This is a genomic window from Maribacter spongiicola, from assembly GCF_052119685.1.
GTDB classification, from domain to species: Bacteria; Bacteroidota; Bacteroidia; order Flavobacteriales; family Flavobacteriaceae; genus Maribacter; species Maribacter spongiicola_A.
Map to the genome: position 1 here is coordinate 279,870 of NZ_JBGQOO010000005.1, position 24,578 is coordinate 304,447.

Annotated in this window: 27 protein-coding genes; 19 read left to right on the plus strand and 8 right to left on the minus strand. The window is 36.6% G+C overall.

The features are described from left to right. Positions 1 to 2 precede the first annotated feature (2 nt). Positions 3 to 587 (minus strand): riboflavin synthase, encoded by a 585-nt coding sequence (locus ACEN2N_RS10900; RefSeq protein WP_441824352.1) that lies wholly within the window; start codon positions 585 to 587, stop codon positions 3 to 5. Between the two features lie 137 nt (positions 588 to 724). Between ACEN2N_RS10900 and pdxA the strand changes: the two genes are divergently transcribed. The 10 genes from pdxA (at position 725) to ACEN2N_RS10950 (ending at position 9,714) form a co-directional block, all read left to right on the plus strand. Continuing rightward, entirely contained in the window at positions 725 to 1,777 is a 1,053-nt protein-coding gene (pdxA, locus tag ACEN2N_RS10905; RefSeq protein WP_441824353.1) for a 4-hydroxythreonine-4-phosphate dehydrogenase PdxA, read from the plus strand. A gap of 122 nt (positions 1,778 to 1,899) precedes the next feature. After that, positions 1,900 to 2,430 (plus strand): YceD family protein, encoded by a 531-nt coding sequence (locus ACEN2N_RS10910; protein ID WP_441824354.1) that lies wholly within the window; start codon positions 1,900 to 1,902, stop codon positions 2,428 to 2,430. A gap of 7 nt (positions 2,431 to 2,437) precedes the next feature. Then, positions 2,438 to 2,635 (plus strand): 50S ribosomal protein L32, encoded by a 198-nt coding sequence (gene rpmF / locus ACEN2N_RS10915; RefSeq protein ID WP_027065618.1) that lies wholly within the window; start codon positions 2,438 to 2,440, stop codon positions 2,633 to 2,635. A gap of 233 nt (positions 2,636 to 2,868) precedes the next feature. After that, on the plus strand, positions 2,869 to 3,861 hold the full coding sequence (locus tag ACEN2N_RS10920) for a beta-ketoacyl-ACP synthase III (RefSeq protein ID WP_441824355.1): 993 nt from the start codon (positions 2,869 to 2,871) through the stop codon (positions 3,859 to 3,861). Positions 3,862 to 3,895: 34 nt separating this feature from the next. Further along, complete coding sequence (accB, locus tag ACEN2N_RS10925) at positions 3,896 to 4,390, plus strand: acetyl-CoA carboxylase biotin carboxyl carrier protein (RefSeq protein ID WP_441824356.1); 495 nt, start codon at positions 3,896 to 3,898, stop codon at positions 4,388 to 4,390. Positions 4,391 to 4,474: 84 nt separating this feature from the next. After that, a complete protein-coding gene (accC, locus tag ACEN2N_RS10930) occupies positions 4,475 to 5,827 on the plus strand; it encodes an acetyl-CoA carboxylase biotin carboxylase subunit (RefSeq protein ID WP_441824357.1) in 1,353 nt (450 codons plus the stop codon). Between the two features lie 88 nt (positions 5,828 to 5,915). Then, positions 5,916 to 7,031 carry an NAD(P)/FAD-dependent oxidoreductase gene (locus tag ACEN2N_RS10935; protein ID WP_441824358.1) on the plus strand — a complete coding sequence of 372 codons (1,116 nt, stop codon included), beginning with the start codon at positions 5,916 to 5,918 and terminating at the stop codon, positions 7,029 to 7,031. A gap of 168 nt (positions 7,032 to 7,199) precedes the next feature. Further along, positions 7,200 to 7,811, plus strand: a complete 612-nt coding sequence (locus tag ACEN2N_RS10940) for a hypothetical protein (RefSeq protein WP_441824359.1) — start codon at positions 7,200 to 7,202, stop codon at positions 7,809 to 7,811. Continuing rightward, positions 7,798 to 8,268 carry a 3-oxoacyl-ACP synthase gene (locus tag ACEN2N_RS10945; protein WP_441824360.1) on the plus strand — a complete coding sequence of 157 codons (471 nt, stop codon included), beginning with the start codon at positions 7,798 to 7,800 and terminating at the stop codon, positions 8,266 to 8,268. Before ACEN2N_RS10940 ends, ACEN2N_RS10945 begins: the two co-directional genes overlap by 14 nt. A 117-nt stretch (positions 8,269 to 8,385) precedes the next feature. Beyond that, complete coding sequence (locus ACEN2N_RS10950; RefSeq protein ID WP_441824361.1) at positions 8,386 to 9,714, plus strand: GntP family permease; 1,329 nt, start codon at positions 8,386 to 8,388, stop codon at positions 9,712 to 9,714. Positions 9,715 to 9,727: 13 nt separating this feature from the next. Here ACEN2N_RS10950 and arfB read toward each other — a convergent pair whose 3' ends face one another. From arfB to ACEN2N_RS10985, 7 genes are all read right to left on the minus strand, one after another. Continuing rightward, positions 9,728 to 10,129 (minus strand): alternative ribosome rescue aminoacyl-tRNA hydrolase ArfB, encoded by a 402-nt coding sequence (gene arfB / locus ACEN2N_RS10955; protein ID WP_441824362.1) that lies wholly within the window; start codon positions 10,127 to 10,129, stop codon positions 9,728 to 9,730. A 98-nt stretch (positions 10,130 to 10,227) separates the two neighbouring features. After that, positions 10,228 to 11,217, minus strand: coding sequence for an ABC transporter ATP-binding protein (locus ACEN2N_RS10960; protein WP_441824363.1), 990 nt, complete (start codon positions 11,215 to 11,217; stop codon positions 10,228 to 10,230). 100 nt (positions 11,218 to 11,317) lie between these two features. Beyond that, positions 11,318 to 13,459, minus strand: a complete 2,142-nt coding sequence (locus ACEN2N_RS10965) for a prolyl oligopeptidase family serine peptidase (RefSeq protein ID WP_441824364.1) — start codon at positions 13,457 to 13,459, stop codon at positions 11,318 to 11,320. Positions 13,460 to 13,544: 85 nt separating this feature from the next. After that, positions 13,545 to 14,534, minus strand: coding sequence for an aspartate-semialdehyde dehydrogenase (locus ACEN2N_RS10970; protein WP_424003755.1), 990 nt, complete (start codon positions 14,532 to 14,534; stop codon positions 13,545 to 13,547). 239 nt (positions 14,535 to 14,773) lie between these two features. After that, positions 14,774 to 15,175 (minus strand): large conductance mechanosensitive channel protein MscL, encoded by a 402-nt coding sequence (gene mscL / locus ACEN2N_RS10975; protein WP_424003753.1) that lies wholly within the window; start codon positions 15,173 to 15,175, stop codon positions 14,774 to 14,776. A gap of 85 nt (positions 15,176 to 15,260) precedes the next feature. Beyond that, positions 15,261 to 16,367: an alanine racemase gene (alr, locus tag ACEN2N_RS10980; protein WP_441824365.1), complete on the minus strand. Its 1,107-nt coding sequence runs from the start codon at positions 16,365 to 16,367 to the stop codon at positions 15,261 to 15,263. Next, entirely contained in the window at positions 16,360 to 17,004 is a 645-nt protein-coding gene (locus ACEN2N_RS10985; protein WP_441824366.1) for a thymidine kinase, read from the minus strand. Before ACEN2N_RS10985 ends, alr begins: the two co-directional genes overlap by 8 nt. Positions 17,005 to 17,108: 104 nt before the next feature. Between ACEN2N_RS10985 and ACEN2N_RS10990 the strand changes: the two genes are divergently transcribed. From ACEN2N_RS10990 to ACEN2N_RS11030, 9 genes are all read left to right on the plus strand, one after another. Continuing rightward, positions 17,109 to 17,801 (plus strand): hypothetical protein, encoded by a 693-nt coding sequence (locus ACEN2N_RS10990; RefSeq protein WP_424003747.1) that lies wholly within the window; start codon positions 17,109 to 17,111, stop codon positions 17,799 to 17,801. Between the two features lie 150 nt (positions 17,802 to 17,951). Next, complete coding sequence (gene rsmI, locus ACEN2N_RS10995; protein ID WP_441824367.1) at positions 17,952 to 18,623, plus strand: 16S rRNA (cytidine(1402)-2'-O)-methyltransferase; 672 nt, start codon at positions 17,952 to 17,954, stop codon at positions 18,621 to 18,623. Between the two features lie 105 nt (positions 18,624 to 18,728). Then, positions 18,729 to 19,100: a hypothetical protein gene (locus ACEN2N_RS11000; RefSeq protein ID WP_441824368.1), complete on the plus strand. Its 372-nt coding sequence runs from the start codon at positions 18,729 to 18,731 to the stop codon at positions 19,098 to 19,100. A 230-nt stretch (positions 19,101 to 19,330) separates the two neighbouring features. Beyond that, positions 19,331 to 20,134, plus strand: a complete 804-nt coding sequence (locus ACEN2N_RS11005; RefSeq protein WP_441824369.1) for an MbnP family protein — start codon at positions 19,331 to 19,333, stop codon at positions 20,132 to 20,134. A 49-nt stretch (positions 20,135 to 20,183) separates the two neighbouring features. After that, on the plus strand, positions 20,184 to 21,224 hold the full coding sequence (locus tag ACEN2N_RS11010) for a cytochrome-c peroxidase (RefSeq protein WP_441824370.1): 1,041 nt from the start codon (positions 20,184 to 20,186) through the stop codon (positions 21,222 to 21,224). A gap of 3 nt (positions 21,225 to 21,227) precedes the next feature. Further along, positions 21,228 to 22,199: a transporter gene (locus tag ACEN2N_RS11015; RefSeq protein WP_441824371.1), complete on the plus strand. Its 972-nt coding sequence runs from the start codon at positions 21,228 to 21,230 to the stop codon at positions 22,197 to 22,199. 32 nt (positions 22,200 to 22,231) lie between these two features. Beyond that, positions 22,232 to 22,570, plus strand: coding sequence for a HopJ type III effector protein (locus ACEN2N_RS11020; RefSeq protein ID WP_441824372.1), 339 nt, complete (start codon positions 22,232 to 22,234; stop codon positions 22,568 to 22,570). A 36-nt stretch (positions 22,571 to 22,606) separates the two neighbouring features. Next, positions 22,607 to 23,734, plus strand: a complete 1,128-nt coding sequence (locus ACEN2N_RS11025) for a DUF819 family protein (RefSeq protein ID WP_441824373.1) — start codon at positions 22,607 to 22,609, stop codon at positions 23,732 to 23,734. A 28-nt stretch (positions 23,735 to 23,762) separates the two neighbouring features. Next, positions 23,763 to 24,335, plus strand: a complete 573-nt coding sequence (locus tag ACEN2N_RS11030) for a uracil-DNA glycosylase family protein (protein ID WP_441824374.1) — start codon at positions 23,763 to 23,765, stop codon at positions 24,333 to 24,335. Positions 24,336 to 24,578 lie beyond the last annotated feature (243 nt).

Sequence of the window (24,578 nt, forward strand, 5' to 3'; positions counted from 1 at the left end):
GATTATTTCGCCATCAATTTGGCAACATACTTCCCGATAACATCAAACTCCAGGTTTACAATAGTACCCGGTTTATAGGTGTTAAATCTAGTATGCTCGTATGTATAAGGTATAATCGCTACTTCAAAAGTATTCTTTCCAGAATTCACTACTGTTAAACTTGTACCGTCAATGGTAATAGATCCTTTTTCAATGGTTGGGTTTCCGGTTTTTGCATCGTAGGTGAAAGAGAAAATCCAACTTCCATTATCTTCCTTTACACTAGTACATTCACCAATTTGATCGACATGACCTTGAACAATATGTCCGTCTAATCGAGACCCTAAAATCATAGCGCGTTCTAAGTTTACGGTATCGTTTGTTTTTAAGCTGTCCAGATTGGTTTTGCTTAATGTTTCAGCAATTGCGGTTACGGTATAGGTAGTATCCGTTAAGCTAACAACGGTCAAACATACGCCATTATGAGCGACACTTTGATCTATTTTCAGTTCAGGCGTTAAACTGGATTCTATAGTAATATCTAAGTTACCGCCTTTTGCTTCAAGAGAAGTAACCTTACCTAATGTTTCAATAATTCCCGTAAACATGTGTCGTTTTATTTAAGTAATTTTGTGCTTCAATATTTATATCCCAATGTATAAATGGGATAACCACTTTACCTCTCCTTTGGGGAAGTTAAACCAATATTTGGGTTTTGAGTGGGGTTACAAAGGTACAGATTATCATGGAGGAAAATAGGAAAATTAGGTTAGGTATCTCTATCGGAGACTTGAACGGAATAGGTTGTGAGGTAGCATTGAAAACATTCGAAGACAGTAGAATGTTAGACTTTTGTACTCCCATTATTTTTGCCTCTAATAAAACGGTTTCCTTTCAAATGAAACAGTTGAATCTCAGTATTGTTTTCAATGGTATACCTGAAGCTTCCAAGGCAATAGACAATAAAATCAATATTGTTAATGTGTGGAAAGAAATGCCTAGGATCGATTTTGGGCAGGCAACTAAAGAAGGTGGTGAATATGCCATAAAATCATTACGAGCAGCCGTAGATGCTTTAAAAAAGGGTGATATAGATGTGTTGGTGACAGCACCGATCAACAAGAACAATATTCAGTCAGAAGAATTTAAATTCCCAGGGCATACCGACTTTTTGGCTCAAGAATTAGAAGGCGAAAGTTTAATGTTTATGGTTACAGATAGCTTAAAAGTTGGGTTATTGACTGATCACGTGGCAGTAAAAGATGTTTCTGCAGCAATAATCCCTAGACTCATACGTGATAAGATCAATACCATAGAAAAGTCCTTGATGATGGATTTTGGTATTCGTAAGCCAAAAATAGCTTTGTTAGGTATAAATCCGCATAGCGGAGATAATGGCGTAATCGGCAAAGAAGACGATGAGGTAATGAAGCCGGTCATTAAAGAAATGTCGAATATGGGGCATTTAGTATACGGTCCGTACTCAGCAGACAGCTTTTTTGGTTCAGATGGCTATAAAAAGTTCGATGCAATTTTAGCGGCATATCATGACCAAGGGTTGATTCCCTTTAAAACAATATCATTTGGTCAGGGAGTCAATTTTACGGCAGGTCTAAGTAAAGTTAGAACATCGCCAGATCACGGTACTGCTTATGAAATAGCAGGAAAAGGGGTGGCTGACGCAAGTTCGTTCAAAGAAGCGGTCTTTATGGCGTTGAAGATATTCAAGAACAGAACCGAGTACGAAGAGCTAACAAAAGATGTGTTAAAAAAGCAGCGTTTAAAGAGAGAACGTTAATTTTTGATCAGATTAAAAAGTTATAAAGATAAATAGTTGATAACTATTGTCTTTTATCAAAATTATAGTATCTTTGCACCCGCCTTTTGTGGGCGATTAGTGTTAATTTAAGTGTGTACGAGATGAAGCAAAAGGAGTTCAATATTCCTTTCTCAGGATTGAAGCAAGGAAAACACAACTATAATTACCAGATTGAAAATACGTTCTTTGATTCTTTTGGATACGATGAATTCAATGCTACCAACATCAATTTAGATGTTGTACTTAATAAAACAAGTACAATGATGGAGGTTGACTTGGAAGCATCAGGAACAGTGAATGTTGATTGTGACATAACTAGCGAACCGTATGATCAAGCTGTAAGCGGAGATTTGCATTTGATAGTTAAGTTTGGTGAAGAGTATAATGACGAAAACGATGAAATATTGATTCTTCCTCATAACGAACACCAATTGAACATTGCGCAATATGTGTATGAAATGCTAGTATTGGCAGTTCCACAAAAAAGAATTCATCCTGGTATTGAAGATGGCACTTTAGAATCTGAAGTGTTAGACAGGTTAAAGGAGCTTCAACCAAAAGAGAAAAGATTAGACAAAAAAGAAAGCGATCCCCGTTGGGACGAATTAAAGAAACTATTAACGGATAAATAAGGTTTAAATGGCACATCCTAAGAGAAAAATTTCCAAAACAAGGAGAGACAAAAGAAGAACACATTATAAAGCAGTAGCTCCTACTTTGGCTACAGATTCTACAACTGGCGAGACTCACCTATTTCACAGAGCTCACTGGCACGAAGGAAAATTACATTATAGAGGTCAAGTTTTAGTTGATAAAACTGAAGAAGCAGAAGCTTAAGACTTTTTTAAATTATACTAAGCTCCCACTTCATTTGAAGTAGGGAGTTTTTTTTAGCCCAATTTGTTTTTTAGCACCTTGTTATTCAGATAATATAAGGAGCAATAGTGGTGTGGCTATCAATTGTAATTTTTCAAAAACCCGATAACTTTACCAAAAAAGTCGTTGAAAATCACTAATTTTCATGACTTTTGACAGGTTTTTTAAGTTTTTTACAAGAAAGCAAATAAAGTATGACCAAAATTACAGCAGCTATAACCGCGGTAGGAGGCTATGTTCCCCAGTTTGTAATGACCAACAAAATGCTTGAAGATTTGGTCGATACCAATGACGAGTGGATCACAACTAGAACTGGTATTAAGGAAAGAAGGGTGCTTAAGAAGGAGGAGGGAGAAGGCACCTCGTATTTAGCCATTAAAGCGGCACAAGACCTAATGCAGAAGAAGGGGTTAGATGCAGCAGAAATAGACCTTGTTATTGTTGCCACGGCAACACCAGATAGTATGGTTGCTTCTACGGCAGCTTTCGTTGCTTCAGAAATTGGTGCTGTAAATGCCTTTGCTTACGATTTATTAGCTGCATGTTCAAGTTTTCTTTTTGGCATGTCAACAGTTGCCGGGCATATCGAAACCGGTAGATATAAAAAAGTATTATTAATAGGTGCCGATAAAATGTCATCTATTATTGACTATACCGATCGAACAACTTGTATTATTTTTGGAGATGGTGCAGGTGCAGTTCTTTTTGAACCGAATACAGAAGGTCTTGGTCTACAAGATGAGTATTTGAGAGCAGATGGTAGCGGAAGACAGTTTTTAGGAATGGAAGGTGGCGGATCTATTATGCCGGCCACTATAGAAAGTGTAACCAATAAAAAACATTTCATTTTTCAAGAAGGAAAAACGGTATTCAAATTTGCCGTTTCAAATATGGCAGACGTCGCAGCTAAGATCATGACAAGAAATGGCCTTACTGAAGAAGATGTCGACTGGTTAGTGCCACATCAAGCAAATAAGCGTATTATTGATGCCACTGCCAAAAGAATGGGTGTTGACGAATCAAAAGTGTTGATGAATATTCAACGGTACGGTAATACCACCTCTGCAACATTGCCATTATTATTATTTGATTACGAAAAACAGCTTAAAAAGGGAGATAACTTAGTCTTCGCAGCTTTCGGTGGCGGATTCACTTGGGGTTCTATCTATTTAAAATGGGCTTATTAACTAACAACAACGACCAATTATAACTTAGAAATATATGGATATTAAAGAAATTCAAAGCCTTATCAAGTTTGTGGCCAAATCTGGTGCTAGCGAGGTAAAACTGGAAACGGATGATATTAAGATTACCATTCGTACCGGAAGCTTAGTAGGAAATTCTGAGCCAACATATGTGCATACAATGCCTATGTCTCAACCGGCTATGCAAGCTGCTGCTCCTGCACAGGCGGAGCCGCAAATAGCTGTAACGGGTACCACCGATGCTGAGAAGAAAATTGCTGAAGATGCTAAATACATTACCATAAAGTCTCCGATTATTGGTACTTTCTACAGAAAATCTGCACCAGACAAACCTGTTTTTGTTGAGGTAGGTGATACTATTGGTATAGGAGATGTACTTTGTGTTATTGAAGCAATGAAATTGTTTAACGACATCGAATCTGAGGTTTCAGGTACTATCGTTAAGATATTAGTAGATGATTCGTCGCCTGTAGAGTTTGATCAACCATTATTCTTGGTAGATCCATCTTAACTAAATTTTGAGTAGTAGTTGTTAGATGTCGTTTTATAATGATGTGTAAGAATCTTGTCGAACCTAGAACTTAAAATTTAAAAGATGTTTAAAAAAATACTGATTGCCAATAGGGGTGAAATCGCTTTGCGTGTTATCCGTACCTGTAAAGAAATGGGTATTAAAACGGTAGCTGTATATAGTAAGGCAGATGAAGAAAGTTTACATGTGCGTTTTGCAGATGAAGCTGTATGTATTGGTCCTGCTGCTAGTAGCGAATCCTATTTAAAGATCCCTAACATAATTGCTGCTGCAGAGATTACCAATGCAGACGCTATTCACCCAGGGTATGGTTTTCTTTCAGAAAACTCAAAGTTCTCACGTATATGTGCAGAGCATGATATAAAGTTTATTGGAGCTTCTGGCGATCAAATAGACAAAATGGGAGATAAGGCTACGGCCAAAGAAACCATGAAAGAAGCAGGTGTACCTTGTGTACCTGGTTCAGAAGGTCTTTTGAAAGATGTTGCAGATGCAAAAAAGGTAGCTAAAAAAATGGGCTACCCTGTTATGATCAAAGCTACTGCCGGTGGTGGTGGTAAAGGTATGCGTGCTGTATTGTCTGAAGACAAAATGGAAGAGCTTTTTGATAGCGCCGTAAACGAAGCAACAGCTGCTTTTGGTAATGGCGGTATGTACATGGAAAAGCTTATTGAAGAGCCAAGGCATATCGAAATACAAGTTGTAGGTGATCAATATGGTAAAGCATGTCACCTATCAGAAAGAGATTGTTCTATACAACGTCGTCACCAAAAGTTGACGGAAGAGACTCCGTCACCGTTCATGACAGATAAATTAAGAGAACAAATGGGTGAAGCTGCGGTTAAGGCTGCAGAATTTATAAAATATGAAGGCGCGGGTACTATCGAATTTTTGGTAGATAAGCACCGTAAATTCTATTTTATGGAAATGAATACCCGTATTCAGGTTGAGCACCCGATTACAGAGCAGGTAATTGATTATGATTTAATTCGTGAGCAAATACTTGTAGCTGCAGGTGTGCCGATTTCAGGTAAAAATTACCTTCCAAAATTGCATTCTATAGAGTGTAGAATCAATGCAGAAGACCCATATAATAACTTCAGACCATCGCCGGGCAAGATTACAACCTTGCATATACCAGGTGGTCATGGGGTAAGAATGGATACGCACGTATACAGTGGGTACAGTATTCCTCCAAATTACGATTCAATGATCGCTAAGTTGATTACTACTGCCCAAACTAGGGAAGAAGCAATCAATAAAATGAAGCGAGCTTTAGATGAGTTTGTAATTGAAGGTATAAAGACCACAATTCCTTTCCACAGGCAGTTAATGGATCATCCAGATTATTTGGCTGGTAACTATACAACAGCCTTTATGAACGATTGGAAAATGAATCCACCTAAAGAAGATTAATCAAAAAACTCCAACAGCAATGTTGGAGTTTTTTTATACTTTTTTCAAGATGGATTTGTCTATCTTATATCCGAATCAAAATGCTATTATGAATCTTAGTTATTGGGAACGTACCTCGTGGTTTTCGAATATCGATTTTACTGTAATCGGTAGTGGTATTGTGGGCTTAAACTGTGCGCTTGAAGTAAAGAAGAAGCATCCGAAAGCACGTATTCTTGTTTTAGAGAAAGGAATGCTTCCGCAAGGCGCAAGTACTAAAAATGCAGGCTTCGCTTGTTTTGGTAGTATTTCTGAAATTTTATCCGACTTAAAAACACACTCAGAACAAGAGGTAATTAATCTGGTACAAGAAAGATATGACGGCATACATGCGTTGCGCAATCTTTTAGGCGATACCGCAATTGGGTATGAGAACAATGGTGGACACGAATTATTTTTAAACAAGGATTTAGAATTATATGAGCACTGTCTGAAGGAATTAAAGTCGGTAAATGAGCTACTACATTCTGTATTTAAAAGGGATACTTTTAAGATCACTCCGGATAGTTTTAATTTCAACGGAATCAACAACAATTATATTTCTCAAATTTTTGAAGGGCAAATTGATACCGGTAAAATGATGCATGCTTTAGTGCATTTGGCTCAGCTAAAAGGCATCACTATATTAAATAATACTCAGGTAGAAGCTTTTCAAGATTCGGGTACTACAGTAACTGTAAAAACCACTGAATTAGAATTTACCACTAAAAAATTATTGATAGCAACAAATGGGTTCGCAGCACAATTAATTACTGAAAATGTAAAGCCTGCAAGAGCGCAGGTGTTGATTACCAAACCTATTAAAGATTTACATATTGAAGGAACTTTTCACCTAGAGGAAGGCTATTACTATTTCAGGAATATAGATAACCGAATTTTGTTGGGCGGTGGTAGAAATTTAGATTTCAAAACTGAAGAGACTACCGAATTTGGTACTACTGCACTAGTAGATAATAAGCTTAAAGAACTTTTGAAAACGGTTATTTTACCAAGGCAACCTTTTGAAATTGATTATAGTTGGAGCGGTATTATGGGTGTAGGTCAGCAAAAGAAACCAATACTAAAACTTTTAAGTGAAAATGTGGCTTGCGGTGTTCGTTTAGGTGGTATGGGTATTGCAATTGGCAGTACTATCGGTAAAAAACTGGCACAATTAATTAGTTAATCGGAGTGCTTTTTAACCCATTTTTTAAAATCTTATCTAAAAGGCAGGTGTACTCTTATTTTTATTTATAAATTGTCTATCCCCTTTGATTATCTATTGCCTATAATGCACTTATCGGTTTATCTAGAACAGTAGACTTTTAAGATGGTATGTAATAGCATATACTATATGAGAATATTTATTAGAAGAAGTACTATGGCTGTATTTACAGCTGTACTAGCCAGTTTTTGTTTTACCAGTTGTGGGGTGTCTAAAACCAATTACCACAGAGAATATACTAAGATTTGGAAAGAATATATTAAAAGTGAGGCATGGAAACAGTCTTTAATAGCCAATAATTCGAATGCTTCCGATGATTTTTACGTAAGTAATGATGCAGAGGGCGCACTGGCAGAACATGATGCTATAACATCAGGATTTGGTGAAAAGTATGAATCTTTAGTTTCTAAGGCTTACTTTAAAATAATTACGGAAGCCGAAAAGGCAGATGCGAGAATAACTGCCGATTATAGGTTGTTGAATGATAATGAGAACGCCGTAAAAACGGATAAAAGAAAGATTCAAGAAATTACAAAACGTTACGAGGCACATAAGGCAATGCTCAGCGGACTCAAATCTTGGAATGTTTTTAGTGAAGACCGCTCGGGTGATTTGGAGTATTTTAAATCGGAAAACGAAAAAGAAATTCAAAAGATGATGAGTACTGGTGAAAGTGATTATCAAATCGTAAATTACTTAATCTATAAACTGGCAGATCTGTACCACATTGAAGGAAATTGAATCACTTGATACATTAAAAAAAGACGCTTATAATTTTTGTGTTCTTTTCGTTACCGATAGGTTGACAAGAATTCAAGACCACATTAAAGAATTGGAAACGGCGCTTACCTCAGAGACCAAAAGTAGTGCTGGCGATAAACACGAAACAGGTCGCGCAATGATTCAGCTAGAGCGTGAAAAACTAGGTCAGCAGCTCGCAGAACTAGAAAAAACCCAACAACTATTGTCAAAAGTACCAAAAGACAGAAAAGCCCCAACGGTAGGTTTAGGTAGTTTGGTCATTACAGATACTTTCATTTATTATATAGCTATATCAGCAGGGGAATTTAAAAGCAAACCTAAATCGGTATACTGTATATCTGCCGCTACACCTATTGGTAAACTCGCCTTTGGTAAAGTAGTTGGCGATGTTTTTAGTTTTAATGGTAAGGAGTTGACTATTGTTGAGGTTCGATAAATATTAATTAAGTTATCTTGATGTTATATTGAATTTTTTGAATGGTAAAATAACTGTTAATTTAATGACTATAGAAACTAGGAAGACAAGGCTAACCTCAAACAATAACTTGAAATCATGGAAATATTCTATTTACTCATCGCAGTCATTGCCATAATTATAATGACGACAAAGCTTAAGATCCATGCTTTTTTGGCATTGTTCATCATTTCAATTTTATACGGAATTTTTGCGGGTATGCCTTATGCTGATATCATTGTATCTATCAATGAAGGTTTTGGTGGTACACTTGGTAAAATAGGATTAATTATAGTGCTTGGGGTAATCATCGGTGCGTTTCTTGAGCATACGGTTGGTGCATTTGCCATTGCAGAAAAAGTATTGGGCTTTATAGGGAAGAAACGTGTGACGATGGCAATGGGTATTATCGGTTACATTGTGTCTATCCCTGTATTTGCAGATAGTGGTTTTATGCCACTACATCCTCTAAATAAAAGTCTTTCCAAGAAAGCGAAAATATCAATTGCTGGCCCGGCAATAGCTTTAGGTTTGGGCTTAATGGCATCGCATACGATGGTGCCTCCAACTCCCGGTCCTATAGCCGCGGCAGGTATTCTTGGCGCAGATTTAGGTCTTGTAATTGCCTTTGGCTTTCCAACAAGCATAGTGGCTTTGATTGTTGGAATCATATTCGCTAAGAAATATGCATCAAAAACCATGATTGAACCCGATGTTGAAGATGCACTAGAAGCAGAACAGGAAATTAAAGATTCACCTAGTGCCTTAAAAGCATCAATACCAATTCTAGTTCCTATTTTTCTAATTGTCTTAAAGTCTGTTTTAAACTCTATGGATATCGAACAAGAAAACGGACTATTAGATTTTATCAATTTTGTGGGTGAACCGGTCATATCACTTTTGATTGGAGTTTTCTTATGTCTGCTCTTACCTAAAAAATTAGATTACGATATGCTTTCCTCGGCTGGTTGGGTAGGTAAGGCAATTAAAGATGCAGCTTCTATATTATTGATAACAGGTGCCGGCGGAATTTTTGGTAAAATATTACAGAACTCTGGTATTGCCGATATTTTAGGGCAAACATTGACCGATTATAATATGGGTATTTTCTTGCCTTTTGTTCTTGCTGCAGCGTTGAAAACCGCGCAAGGTTCTTCGACGGTGGCATTGGTAACAACAGCATCGATAATCATGCCTATGATGTCATCACTTGGTTTTGATACCGAAATACAGAAAGCCTTGGTAGTTGTTGTTATCGGGGCTGGTTCTGCAGTAATCTCTCATGCAAACGATAGTTTTTTCTGGGTGGTAACACAAATGAGCGGCATGAACGTAAAAACAGGGTATCGACTTTTCGGCTTAGGTACGGGAGTTCTTGGTCTTACAGGTGCAATAACCGTGTTTGTATTCTATTCCATCTTTGCATAAAATGATATAGCTATTAGTAGTCTGGCTTACCGCGATTCGACTTTTTGAGTGAGGTAATTTTTTTGCTTTTTAATCTTTTTTCAATAGACGATCTCGTGGGTCTACTTTTCTTTCGTGCCTTAGGTACTATCAAAGATTTTTCGAGAAGTTTAAAGAAACGTTTAATAACCAATTCTTTGTTTTTGTGTTGGCTTCTAGATTCATCGCATTGCATAATTAGAAGACCTTCTTTGCTTAGTTTCTTTTCTAGCTTTAATAAAACTCTTTTCTTTTGGCGTTCTGTTAGTCCGGTAGAATCTTCAATATGAAAAGAAAGCTCAACTTTAGAAGACACTTTATTTGCATGCTGACCACCAGGACCACTACTTCTAATGGCTTTAAACTGTAACTCGTTTAGTATTTGTTCTTGGTTCACAACATGCTTTTAGCAAATGTATAAAAAAAGAATTGCCCTATTTTTTATGTAAAATTGGAACATTTTTTGGTCAAGAGTACTTTCTGTAAATTGAAAAGTTAGCTCGTAGCAGCCTCTTGTATTCGTTGATTTATAGTTTCAATGGCGACATTTAAAAAAACCTCTTTTCCTTTTGGCAGTAATTTGTCTGCATTGAAAAAAATGGTTTCATCATCATCACTTTTACTTTCGGTTAAGTAATAGGCACCCATTGGGTAAGCTTTTTCTACAGTAACATGAAATCCTGATGAAGGCGAAACTCGAAACTCGTGAGCATAAACTATTATTTTCCTTTTTGTATTCGCATAGGTTTTAAGCACATCGATTGAAATCATGCTCGCCTCGCCAAAAAGGGATGCCACGTATAAACTTTTTGGGTTCTTATAAAGTTCCATTGGTCTTGCCCGTGCAATTATTTCCTTATCACGTAAAACGACTGCACGATCGGCAAATGGTAAAACATCATTTACATCATGTGTCGCAACAATGGTAGTAATAAGATTCTCTTTCAGGTAATTGAAAATATTACGACGTAAGCTATTTTTAAGAAAATTATCTATATGACCAAAGGGTTCGTCTAAAAGTAAGACTTCGGGCTTTTGTGCCAAAACTCTAGCCAAGGCAACACGTTGTTGCTGACCACCACTTAGCGTTTTAACTTTGGTATTTGCAAATGCTGTTAGCTCTATCATTTCTAATAGTTCTTGTGTTCTTTCTTTTAATTCTTCGGGATAAAAAACAGAAAGATACTGGCTAATGTTTTCAGAAACTGTAATGAACGGCATGAGGTCAAAATCTTGAGAAAGGTATTTCATAAAAGGAGCACCAGGAGCCAAGTTGTACGCCGGACCCAAAATTTGCTCATCTTCCCAAAAAATTTCACCTTGCTCCAAATCCATTAACCCATACATGAGTTTTAACAAGGTACTTTTACCACAGCCACTTTCACCAATAATAGCGACATGTTCTCCACGTTGAATACGTAAATTAATGGATTGTAAAACTGGAAGTTTATCATAAGAAAATGAAAGATTCTCTACTCTTAACATGCTTTTATACTTAGGACTGTAAAATTGAAAAATCCGTTCCAATTTGAAACGAATTTTTCAATAATTTATTGATTTAAGAGTGTAATTACTCCTTAAAATCTTACAATATCGTTTTATTTGGCAATTCGGTATAACCCATATTGAAGAGCGTAAAGCCGAAAATATCTGCAAATTGTTCAATGGTTTTACTAACAGGTGTACCTGCACCATGACCGGCATTTGTTTCAATACGTATTAAAGTTGGGTTGGTACCTTCTTGCTTTTCTTGAAGCTCTGCCGCAAATTTAAAACTATGGGCAGGTACTACTCTGTCGTCATGGTCACCTGTTGTAACCAAAGTAGCAGGGTAAGCTGTATCTGCTTTTACATTGTGTACAGGCGAATATCCTTTTAAGTACTGAAACATTTCATCATCGTCATCTGCAGTACCATAATCATAAGCCCATCCGGCACCAGCCGTAAATGTATGATAGCGCAACATGTCCATAACCCCAACTGCAGGCAAAGCTACCTGCATTAAATCTGGTCTTTGGGTCATCGTGGCGCCAACTAGTAATCCGCCATTAGAACCTCCGCGAATAGCTAAGAATTCTTTTGAAGTGTACTTATTATCTATTAAGTATTCTGCAGCAGCAATAAAGTCATCGAATACATTTTGCTTTTTAGTTTTGATACCCGCATCATGCCATTTTTTACCATATTCCCCACCGCCACGTAGATTGGGAACAGCATAAATTCCGCCTTGTTCCATCCAAACGGCATTACCGATACTGAATGACGGAGTTAAACTTACATTGAATCCGCCGTAGGCGTAAAGAATCGTTGGGTTTTTACCATTCAACTCCGTACCCTTTTTGTAAGTAATGATCATAGGCACCTTGGTACCATCTTTAGAAGCATAGAAAACTTGCTCAGAAGTATAATCAGCAGCATTAAAATCTATTTCTGGCTTCCAGTATAGTTCATATTCACCGGTTGCAGGATCAAATTTATAGGTAGACGCGGGAGTGTTGTAATTGGTAAAAGAGAAATACAGCTCTTTATCCTCTTTCTCACCACCAAATCCGCCAACGGAACCCATACCTGGTAATTTTACTTCACGGATGAGTTTACCATCGTAATCATATTGATTTACTTTAGAAATGGCGTCTACCATATATTCGGTAAAGAAATAGCCAGCACCAGTATTCGGATTTAATACATGCTCCGTTTCCGGAATAAAATCTACCCAATTTATGGCTTCTGGGTTAGCAGCGTCAACAGTAACTATTTTCTTGTTCGGGGCATTTCTGTCGGTAACGATATATAGTTTAGAACCGATATTATCAATAACATAATTATCAGATTCGGTGTCTTCGACCATGGGTATCAGCAATCCGTTCGGGTCTTCTAAATTTTGAATAAATAATTTGTTGCCAGAAGTAGAAACAGAGGCACTTATTAATAGATACTTATTGTCTTCGGTAACATTTGCACCGATATAACGATGCTTTTCTAGGGGTGTACCGCCAAAAATTAGTTTATCATTTTTTTGGGGAGTACCTAATTTATGATAGTATACTTTGTGTTGATCTGTTTTAGCAGAAAGCTCACTACCTTTTGGTTTGTCATAACTAGAATAGTAAAAACCTTCTTTACCTTTCCAAGAGAGTCCGCTAAATTTTATGTCAATCAAGGTGTCTTCGACAATCTCTTTAGTTTCGGCATTTATAATAATCGCTTTTCGCCAATCGCTACCACCTTCAGAAATTTGATAGGCTGCTAATGAACCATCTTTAGTAAAACTCAAACCCGCCAAAGATGTAGTGCCATCTTCAGAAAAGGTATTTGGGTCTAAAAATACCTCGGGCTCCTCATCTCCTTTAGCTCTATATACGACGTATTGATTTTGGAGTCCGTTATTTTTCACGAAATAGGTGTAATCTCCTTTTTTAAAAGGCGAACCTAGTTTCTCATAATTCCACAGTTTTTCAAGACGATTTTTTAAATCATTTCTAAAAGGGACATGTTCTAAATAACCAAAGGTGGTCTTATTCTGTTCTTTTACCCAAGCTTCTGTTTCTGGACTTCTATCATCTTCTAACCAACGATAGGGGTCTTTAATTTCGGTGCCAAAATAAGTATCTACAGTATCAACTTTTGCGGTAATAGGATATTTCACAGTAATAGGTTCAGGTTTAGATTGTGCGTTAGAGGAAAAAGTAAGGGTAAGGATGAATAATATTGTTAGAATTTTTTTCATGAGAGTTCAGTTTGCACTAAAATACCATAAAAAAACCTTCAAAACAGCTAAGTTTTGAAGGTTTTAAGGTTGTAATGGGTATAAATTAAACTAAGCCTTTTTCTACTAGGTATTCAGAAATTTGAACGGCGTTTGTCGCAGCACCTTTTCTAAGGTTATCGGCAACGATCCACATATTCAAGGTATTTCTTTGCGTTTCATCTCTACGTATACGACCAACAAAAACTTCATCTTTATCATGAGCGTATATTGGCATTGGGTAGGTATTCGTATCAGGGTTGTCTTGAACCGTTACACCTGGCATTTCATTTAAGAGACGACGGACTTCATTTAGCTCAAAATCATTTTCGAACTCTACGTTTACAGATTCTGAATGTCCGCCAGCAGTAGGTATTCTAACTGCCGTAGCACTAATTGAAAATGTGCGATCATCTAATATTTTTTGAGGTTCGCGCGCCAATTTCATTTCTTCTTTAGTATATCCGTTTTCCATGAAAACATCGCAATGTGGCAATGCATTTCTACCAATTGGGTAAGGGTATGCCATTTCGCCTTGTATACCTGCGATTTCATTTTCTAGTTGCTTAACTGCTTTTACCCCAGTACCAGAAACCGACTGATAGGTAGAAACAATAACACGTTTCATTTTGTATTTCTTGTGCAATGGGTATAGTGCCATTACCAATTGTATTGTAGAGCAATTCGGATTCGCAATAATTTTATCTTCGGAAGTAAGCTCATGAGCATTGATTTCGGGAACTATCAATTTTTTGGTAGGATCCATTCTCCAGGCAGAAGAATTATCTACTACTGTAGTGCCGACTTCAGCAAATTTTGGAGCCCATTCTAAAGAGGTATCACCACCTGCCGAAAATATGGCAATATTCGGTCTTGCGGCTACAGCATCTGCCAAGCCTATAATTGTATGTTCTTTTCCTTTATAGGTCATCTTTTTACCTACAGAACGTTCAGAGGCAACTAGTAATAATTCCGTTAACGGAAAATTACGTTCTGCCAATACTTTCAACATTACTTCGCCAACCATGCCTGTTGCACCAATTACAGCTACTTTCATTTGTCAAACAATTTTATTAAGCGGCAAAAATAGGTAATACTAGTACTTGAGCAAGTAAAAAAGAAAAGAATAATCAAAATATAACAAATTGTTTAAAATATAACAATTGTTTGTTTGGAGGTAATTAGGAAAGTGTAATAAAAAAAGAACCGTCAACAATGTTAGCGTAACAAAGTTGACGGTTTTAATTAAAATAAGTTGCAGTGCAACGGTACCCCAATTACAGGGTGTATTTTAGATTACTTTTTTAAAGCATCTCTTATTTCTGCTAATAACTCTTCTGCAGTTGGTCCTGCTGGTGCAGCTGGAGCTGGAGGAGTTTTAGTTTTGTTGTAAGCTTTAACGATAACGAACATTACGAATCCAACGATTAATAAGTTAACAATAGCGTTTACCCATGCACCCCAACGGATAGCATTTTCTGGCTTAGCAATTACGCCATCTGCACCAACAACTGCTTCATCTAAGACTAATTTCAAATCTGCAAAATCAACTCCACCTGCGAAGTGACCTACGATTGGCATGATGATGTCGGCAACAAATCCGTTTACTACTAATCCTACTGCTCCGGCTAAAATAACTGCTACAGCAAAATCGATGACGTTACCCGTCAAAATAAAATTCTTGAATTCTTTTAACATGTTTACTTAATTTAAGTTAATGGTTATTTTTAAAAAGTATCGCAATTTAGTAAAAAAATCGATTCCTTAATTAAATGTTAACGAATCAATTTTTAATAATTCGCTTAATGCGTTGAGAAAGTCCCGTAAGTATTTCATAAGTGATGGTTTGGGCAGTTTCCGCAAATTCGTTTGCAGAGATATTTTTTCCAAAAAGCTCTACTTCATCCCCTTCTTCACATTCAATATCAGTGACATCGACCATGATCATATCCATACAAACATTTCCAATAATTGGGGCTAGTTTTCCGTGTATACTTACATATGTTTTTCCATGGCCATATTCTCTACCTATACCATCTGCATGACCTAAAGGCAAGGTAGCTGTTATGGTTTTGTGGTCAGATTTGTATTTGCGATTATAGCCAACAGACTCCCCTGTAGGTATAGTATGTTTTTGAGAAATGATTGTTTTTAAGGTCATTACCGGTTGTAATTCAGCATCTACATGTGGTTCGTTACCATAACCGTAAAGACCGATTCCACTTCTAACCATATCATATTGCGCATCTGGGTAGTTTATTATACCCGAGGTATTGAGCACATGCTTTAAAGTCTTTGTTTTAAATAGTGTATCCGCCTTTTTGCAAATAGCATCAAACCGAGTTAATTGAAGATTGGTGAAGTCAGTTTCGTTGGCATCTTCAGTAGCTGCCAAGTGCGATAACAGTGCAATTACCTGAACTGCTTTCTGTTGGTCAATAAGAGTTGCGATTTCGAGTAAGTCATTCGCAGAAAAACCTAATCTATTGAGTCCCGTATTAAATTTTAAGTGAATTGGGTAATCTGTCTTACCCAATTCTAAGGCAGTTGCTATAAAATCAGATAGAATAGTTTTAGAATAAATGCTAGGCTCAAGATTATTTTCGATTAGTATTTTAAAATGAGTTTTCTGAGGGTGAAGCACTAAAATAGGTGCGGTAATACCGCCCTCTCTAAGTGTTACGCCTTCATTTACATAAGCCACGGCAAAATAATCGACGCCTAAATTTTGAAGGTATGTGGCAATAGCGACAGAATCACTGCCATAAGCATATGCCTTTACTACCGCCATAAATTTGGTATCGGGCTTTATTTTAGAGCGTAAAAAAGTATAGTTATGACCAAGTGCCTTTAGGTCAATTTCTAAAACGGTTTCCTCTGCCTTAGCCATTTTCCTTCTTTTTGATGGCATCGATTTCCTCAGATTTTACATCCATCGTTTTCACTTTTTCTTTAAGCATGGCTTTGTAATATGCACCTCTACTTAAAGGTTCATATTCATTTACTTCACCCAACATGACCAATTTATCGTTGTTAGATTTTCTAAAACTATAATTTGCCAAGTTGCCCGTGCGGGTGCAAATGGCGTGTACTTTGGTAACATATTCTGCGGTAGCCATAAGAGCAGGCATGGGTCCGAAGGGTTTTCCTTTAAAATCCATGTCCAGTCCCGCAACAATAACTCTAACACCTTTATTTGCTAGGTCATTACAAACGGTAACTATTTCATCATCAAAGAATTGAGCTTCGTCAATGCCGATAACATCGCAGGTATCTGCTAGAATACGAATATTTGCAGCGGCTGGTACTGGCGTAGAACGAATTTCGTTGGCATCGTGCGATACCACCATTTCATCATCATAACGGGTATCTACCATAGGCTTAAAAATTTCAACCTTCAATTTGGCAAACTGCGCTCTTTTGAGTCTACGGATCAATTCTTCTGTCTTTCCAGAAAACATCGACCCGGCAATGACTTCTATCCAGCCGAATTGTTCTTTAGGATTAACTGTGTTTTCAAGAAACATTTTGTAATTTTAGACGAAAATAATCGGTTTTTCGTTTATTATTTAAGAATGATAAAGGTATTTAAAAAACCCGCTATTTAGGACTTTACCGTAAAAATTGTGAGATGAAAAATAAGTTGAAACTGGAATTGAGAAAGTTATCTACAGAAATTTTGACTGCTGATAATTTAGATGATGTAACAAAATTGTATGAGGTTTCTAAAAACCTATACGAGAAACTCGCTGTGCTTAAGTTTATTGAGGTAGAACTCAATGATATGGAAGTTGATGTTTCTAAAAATGCTATTGCGGCAAAATTCGAAGAAATGGCGAATGCCGTAATGAAAGGAAATACAGGAGTACCAGAGAGTAATCCGCATGAAGAAGATATTATTAAGTATCCTGGGATGGAAACTATAAAAGGATTTATTTCTGAAATGCCAGATAATAATCAATTAGAAGATGTATTGGCAGAGTTTATGTCAACGCCGAATCTAATGAAGAATGATAAGGAGCTTTTTATGCCTTCAAAAGAAGACCTAAATCAGACCGATGCATCTCCAAAATCATTAAATGACCGTTTAGCAAAAAGTAATGTAAAAGTAGATTTGAACGATCGCTTGGCATTTGTAAAACATTTATTTAATAATAACATGGAAGATTACAACCGTGTGCTATCTCAGTTAAATACCATTGATACCGAAGAACGCTCGATTTCATTTATAAAAAATATGGTAAAGCCAGACTATAATAATTGGGCAGGTAAAGAACCATATGAAGAAAGATTCATTGAATTGGTATCTCGTAGATTCTCTTAGTTAATATATGTATCGGCGACCCAGCACCGGTGTTGGGTTTTTTGCTCGATAATAGAGATTTAAATGCTCTTACGATTGTGTCAAAATCTAAATTAAATTTTCAAATCAATGCCTCGAGTGCCTGCCTTGAGGTTTTTTACTTTAAAATACATGGGAAAGCTTTATTTAGTACCTACACCGATCGGAAATTTAGAGGATATGACCTTAAGGGCGATTCGTGTTCTTAAAGAAGTAGATTTAATACTTGCGGAAGACACACGTACCAGCGGTAAATTATTGCATCATTTCGAGATTGGTACACAGATGAAAAGCCACCATATGCACAACGAGCATAATATGGTCGATTATTTGGTAGGTAAGCTAAAAGGAGGTGAGAATATTGCACTAATTTCAGATGCAGGTACACCGGCAATTTCAGACCCAGGTTTTCTTTTAACTCGTGCCTGTGTTGAAGCGGGTATTGAGGTCGACTGCTTGCCGGGCGCAACAGCTTTTGTACCAGCTTTGGTCAATAGCGGTTTGCCAAATGATAAGTTTGTTTTCGAGGGATTTTTGCCCGTAAAAAAGGGAAGACAGACACGATTGAAATTATTGGCAGAAGAACAACGTACCATTATCTTTTATGAGTCTCCACATAAGTTACTAAAGACCTTGGGCAATTTTGTGGAATATTTCGGAGCAGAAAGACCTATCTCCGTTTCAAGAGAGTTGACCAAACTTTACGAAGAAACAGTTCGTGGAACTGCAGAGGAAGTTTTAAAACACTTTACCGAGAAACCACCAAAAGGGGAAATTGTGATTGTTGTTGGGGGTAATAAGTAGAAACTTCTAAAATTCTACAACAGCTTCAAATTCCTATAACTCAAGTGTTAATTTGAAGAAATAGATAAGAATATTTCAAAATCAGAATTATCTTCGTGCCGATTAATGAAAAAAATTCTCACATATACATTTATACTGTTATACCTCACAGCGATGGTAAAACCGGTGTTGCCTGTATTGGAGTATATAATTAATCAAGACTACATTGCTGAGGTTTTATGTATCAACAAAGACAAACCGATGCTTAATTGTGATGGTAAATGCTACCTGTCGCAAATGATAAAAAAGCAGCAACAAGAAGATCATAAAGATATACCTTCTGCTGATCTTCGTGAATATCCTATTGGTTTTGTAAGTATTCTCGATTGCAATTTTCAAAATACAATAGTTGAAACAAAAGTGGTTTCAATACATCCTAGTTTAAACGAACAACAGTTTATATCGGCTGTTTTTCATCCGCCTAACTTCTTATCTTAAATACAACTTACCATACGTATGCCTTTTTTGAAAAGGTATATGCTATTGTACATTTTACCGCGACACAAAATCTGTAGTCGTGTACAAAATCAATTATTTTAAATCATGCCTAAGACATTGTCATTAGGTAAAACCATTACATAAACTAAGGTGTAGTACGTCGTAATACTTTTGGTAAAAACCAGAGGTATAGCTTCACGAACTATATCGAATAATTAATACATCAACACATGAAATCTATATATAAAATATTTACAGTAACTCTAATATTAAGTGTATTTGCCAGCTGTAGCAGCGATGATGACGCTACAACCGAACTAATGGGAGAAAACAGTGTAACCCTTGAGTTCGATAATAGTGTAGGATCAGACGATTTACTATTGGCAACTTCTAGCTATACCAATTCGCAGAATGAAACTTTAACCATTACCAGGCTAAATTACATTGTAAGTAACTTCAGTTTAACCAATGATGCAGGTGAAGTATTTACATATGATAAAGATGACAGCTATTTTGTTACAAGTGAAGAAACGGCTAGCACAGAGGTAGTGCTAGAGAATATACCGGCAGGCACCTATGTATCTGTAACTTTTGGTATAGGCGTAGACCAAGAAAAATATCTTCAAGGTGCAGAAGGTCAGGGCGATTTTTTAACCGTAGCAGAAGAAACAAATATGATGTGGTCATGGCAAGCGGGCTACAAGTTTTTAAATTTTGAAGGAACTTTTACTTCAGGAACGGTAACAGAAGCAACAGACTTTAAAGTACACATGGGTAGTCACGGATCTAGCTTGGACAACTACAAAGAAGTAACCTTGAGCTTAGGTACAGATGCTTTGGTTAGCGATGAAATGTCACCTATAATTCATTTGGTAGCAGATGCTAATGCCATTTTAGATGGGGAGAATAAATTGTCTTTGACCGAGCAGTCGGTTATTATGGTGAGCGAAGAAAAGTCGCCAAAAGTTGCATTGAACACAGCAAGCATGTTCTCTGTAGACCATGTACATAACGGTTCAGAACATTCACACTAAATTAATAAGGGTCGCTCATTTTGGGCGACCCTACTTTAAAATATAACAGATGAAATATCTATTTTGGGTATTACTGTCCGTGTTTTTGGTGTCATGCAATGAAGATGATGAGTACGTAGTTATTGAGAATACTTTTCTAACGGTAGACGTTCCTGAGAATTTTCCTGATTTGGCGTATGATATAGAAGCAAATCCGCCAACGCAATTGGGCTTTGAGCTAGGAAAGAAATTATTCTATGATGGCAAACTATCCTCATCCGGATTTATCTCTTGTGGTTTCTGCCACGAGCAGAGTTCAGCGTTCACCCACCACGGACATCAATTTAGTCACGGTATAAATGACTTAGAAGGCACTAGAAATACGCCATCCATATCGAACATGGCATTTTTTACCGAATTTGCTTGGGATGGTGCTACATCACACTTAGACCTTTTTCCAATAATTCCTATTACCAATGAGGTAGAAATGGGTGAAACTATGACCGGTGTCATCAATAAACTCATAGCCGATACCGAGTATCAAAAAGAATTTGAAATGGCTTTTGAAGAAGGTGGTGTAAATGCCGAAAATTTTTTAAAAGCGATATCTCAGTTTATGGTTATGATGATTTCTTCAAATAGTAAATACGATAAGTATGTTCGCAATGAAGAAGGCGGTGAATTGACCGAAACTGAAGCATTTGGTTTATCGGTTTTTCAGCAAAAATGTGCTTCATGCCACGCTACAGATTTATTTACAGATGGCAGTTTTAGAAACAATGGTCTACCGCCTAATCCGCAGTTGAATGATATTGGTAGAGCAGAGGTTAGTGGTAGTAATAGTGACAACTATAAATTTAAAGTACCTAGTTTAAGAAACGTATCATTGACCGCGCCCTACATGCATGATGGCAGGTTTGGTAGTTTAGAATCTGTATTAAATTTCTACAGCAATGGTATGATAGAGTCAGAAACCTTGGATAATTCTTTACAAACCGAAGACGGATTGGGCATTGCATTGAACGATGAAGAAAAGGAAGGCTTGTTAGCTTTTTTTGAAATATTGACGGATGATACTTTTATAAATGACGAACGATTTTCAGAATATTAAAATATGAACAAGATTATAATATATATGTTTTTGCTTGGTGGCTTATTTACTGCCCAAGCAAATGATTTACCAGAAGCGACATCTGAGTGTATTTGGAAAAATACAGCATATGAATATTTCTGTGATACATGCGGTTGCGGAGGTAATGGAGGTAGTATGGGTTTCGGAACCGGACTGAACAATAACTTCGTGGGATTACGATATATTGGTCAGAAATACCGCTCTAAAGATGGTATTTTTGATAATTCCCCATGGATAAATGAAAATTTCAACACGGTACAAGCATGGGGTAAATTTCCTATCGGAGATCGCTTTTTGGTAAATGCCATACTCCCATATCATTCACACAATAGAACATTTGTAGATAATACAGAACAGACTATAAATGGTATTGGTGATGGTACGGTTTTAGCATATTACAATCTACTAAAGCAAACTGCTGATAGTATAGTTTCAATAAAGCCAGAACATGCTTTGCAAATTGGCGGAGGTATAAAATTACCAACAGGAACTTTTGATGCAGCCAATAATGAAGGCAGTGTTAACCCTGGGTTTCAATTAGGTACCGGTAGTTGGGATTATATTTTAGCCGCAAATTACGGTATTACACATAGAAATTGGGGTTTTGCTGCCCTATTGAACTACACGATAAAAACCGAGAATAGTAAAAGCTACTTGTTCGGTTACCAATGGAATGCAGCGCTGAATACCTATAAAACATATTATGTTTCTCCGTCAGTATCCCTTACTCCGCAAGTAGGACTAGGTGCCGAATATTTTGAAGAGAATCAAGAGTTTAATCTTACAGTGCCAGATACAGGTGGCAAAGTCTATTTTGCACGTTTTGGTATAGAAGCTAATTACAATAGGTATGCATTAGGTATTTCTAGTATGTTGCCTATATCTCAAAATTTGAATGAAGGTAAAGTAGAAGTAAAAAATAGGGTTTCATTATATTTGAATATCAATATTTAAGAAATAACCCAATTTAAGACCAAAAGTAAGTGATGACATTAGAAGAGTTCAAGAATAAACTAAAGACCTCACCGAAAGAAATTAATTTTTCTGACACTATGGTTGTGATTGATTCGAAATACAGTTTTACACCAACGGCATATACGAACGGAGCTATTAGAAACGAAGTGGGTCAAAACTCCGGTTCTTGTAAGCTATTCTCTTTTGCTATTAGGGAAGGCCTTTCAAAAGAGGAAACCCTAGCTTGTTTTGGTCAATATTATTTTGATGAGGTCTTACTTGATTTAAAAGGAAGCTCTCATCAGAATATTCGAAATTTTATAAAAACTGGTTTTGAAGGTTTGTCTTTTGATGGCGAAGCATTAAAATAATTATTTTAAAGGTCTAAAGCACCTTAAATTGTCGCTATGATAACACCTTGGGTTATAGCATCTTTTACGGTTGTCGTGGTTTATTTTTTAGATCATTGGGAGAACAAGTATATAGAATCGCTTTTTGATTGGGTACCTGCTATTTTATTGGCATATGTAATACCGGCAATAATTTCATACACCTTAAAGGTTGATTATTCACAAGCAAACATCCACGATTTTAGCAAAGATTATTTTATTCCCTTGGCAATAATTGCGGTAATGAGTAGTCTGTCAATAGCACAGCTAAAAGCAATAGGCATAAGACCTATTTTGGTTTTTGTTGCAGGGTCTTTGTTTATCGCCGTATTTCCTGTGCTACTAATATTCCTATTTTCTGAGACAGAATTAATTAGTGAAATCATTATTAAAGATCAGTATTGGATGGGTATTCCGCCAATAGTAGGTAGTTGGATCGGTGGCAGTACAAGTCAGTTGGTGTTAAAAGAATTGGTCGATTGCCCTGAGAATATATTTCTTGCTGTTTTGGTTATGGATAATATTTTGGTAAACGTGTGGACAATTATAATGTTTCAGACGATTAAAAAAAGTGATTCTCTAAACAGATGGTTTAAAATAACAGATGCAGCTATACCCGAAGATATTCGTAAAGATACTGGAGATAAACTTGGGGCTAAATGGTGCTTTTTAATCATACTATGTGCAGTAGTCTTGAGCAATTTTTTAATAGAGAGCTTTGTTACCAAGGTTGTGTTGCTATCTTTTCTTGGGCTATTATTGAGTAATTTCATTCCGAATTGGAATTATAGGTTTGTATTAAAGATTGGTGGAATATTAATTATTGTAGTGATGGCTGTTTTGGGGTTAAAACTACAAATAGCCACCTTAGGTTTTGATATGTCTTTTTTAGGTTTTCTTAGTATATGGTTAGTAGGGCATTTTCTGTTTATGATAGGCGTTGCGAAGTTATTAAATGTAAATATAGCTTGGGTACCAATCGCCAGTATGGCAAATGTTGGGGGTATAGCTACGGCACCGGCAGTAACGGCGGCATATAATTTAAAATGGATGCCACATGCCATAGTATTGGCAATTTTAAGTATGGCTACAGGTACATTCTGGGGTATGTTAACAATTTGGCTATTGAGAAATTTTGTTGCCTAAAATAATAAGATTAGAAACGAATATATAAATGCAAGAATTATTATCTGAAATAAGAGGTTGCGAGGTTTGTAAGGCACATTTGCCTTTAGAACCAAGACCAATTGTTGCGGGTACAATTAATTCAAAAATAATATTGGTAAGTCAAGCGCCAGGTAGAAAAGCCCATGTTGAAAACAAAGCTTGGGATGACCCAAGTGGCAAAAAGCTTAGAGAGTGGCTTGGTGTCAATGAAGAGGTATTTTATAATCCTAATAATTTTGCAGTACTGCCCATGGGGTTTTGTTATCCAGGTAAGGGAAAGACCGGCGATTTACCACCCAGAAAAGAATGTGCTCCCTTGTGGCATTCTCAGGTATGGGACCAATTCAATAATGTACAACTCATTTTATTGATCGGTAAATATTCTCAAGACCAATATCTGGGGAAGAAAGCAAAAAAGAACCTGACCGAAAATGTATTGCATTACAAAGAATACTTGCCTAAGTTTTTTCTCTTGCCACATCCATCACCTGTAAACCGTTTTTGGCGTAGTAAGAATCCGTGGTTCGAGGAAGATGTTGTTGGGGAGTTGCAAGAGTTGGTTGCTAAGATTTTGAAATAAAATATAATTGCAAGTAACAAAGCAATCTGCTTGTTTTAGATTATCCTTTAAATTCAACCTAAAGACCTCCTGAACCACAAAAAAGGTCATGAATTAATAATTCTCAAAATTTCAAATATTCTATTAAGAAAGAAAACTAGAAGTATCGCAAAAACAATAATGATAGTGTAGGCTTCCCTTTTTTAGGACACCTCTAAATTCGATAAATAATTATTATTTAGGTCAGATTTGATGAAGAATTTA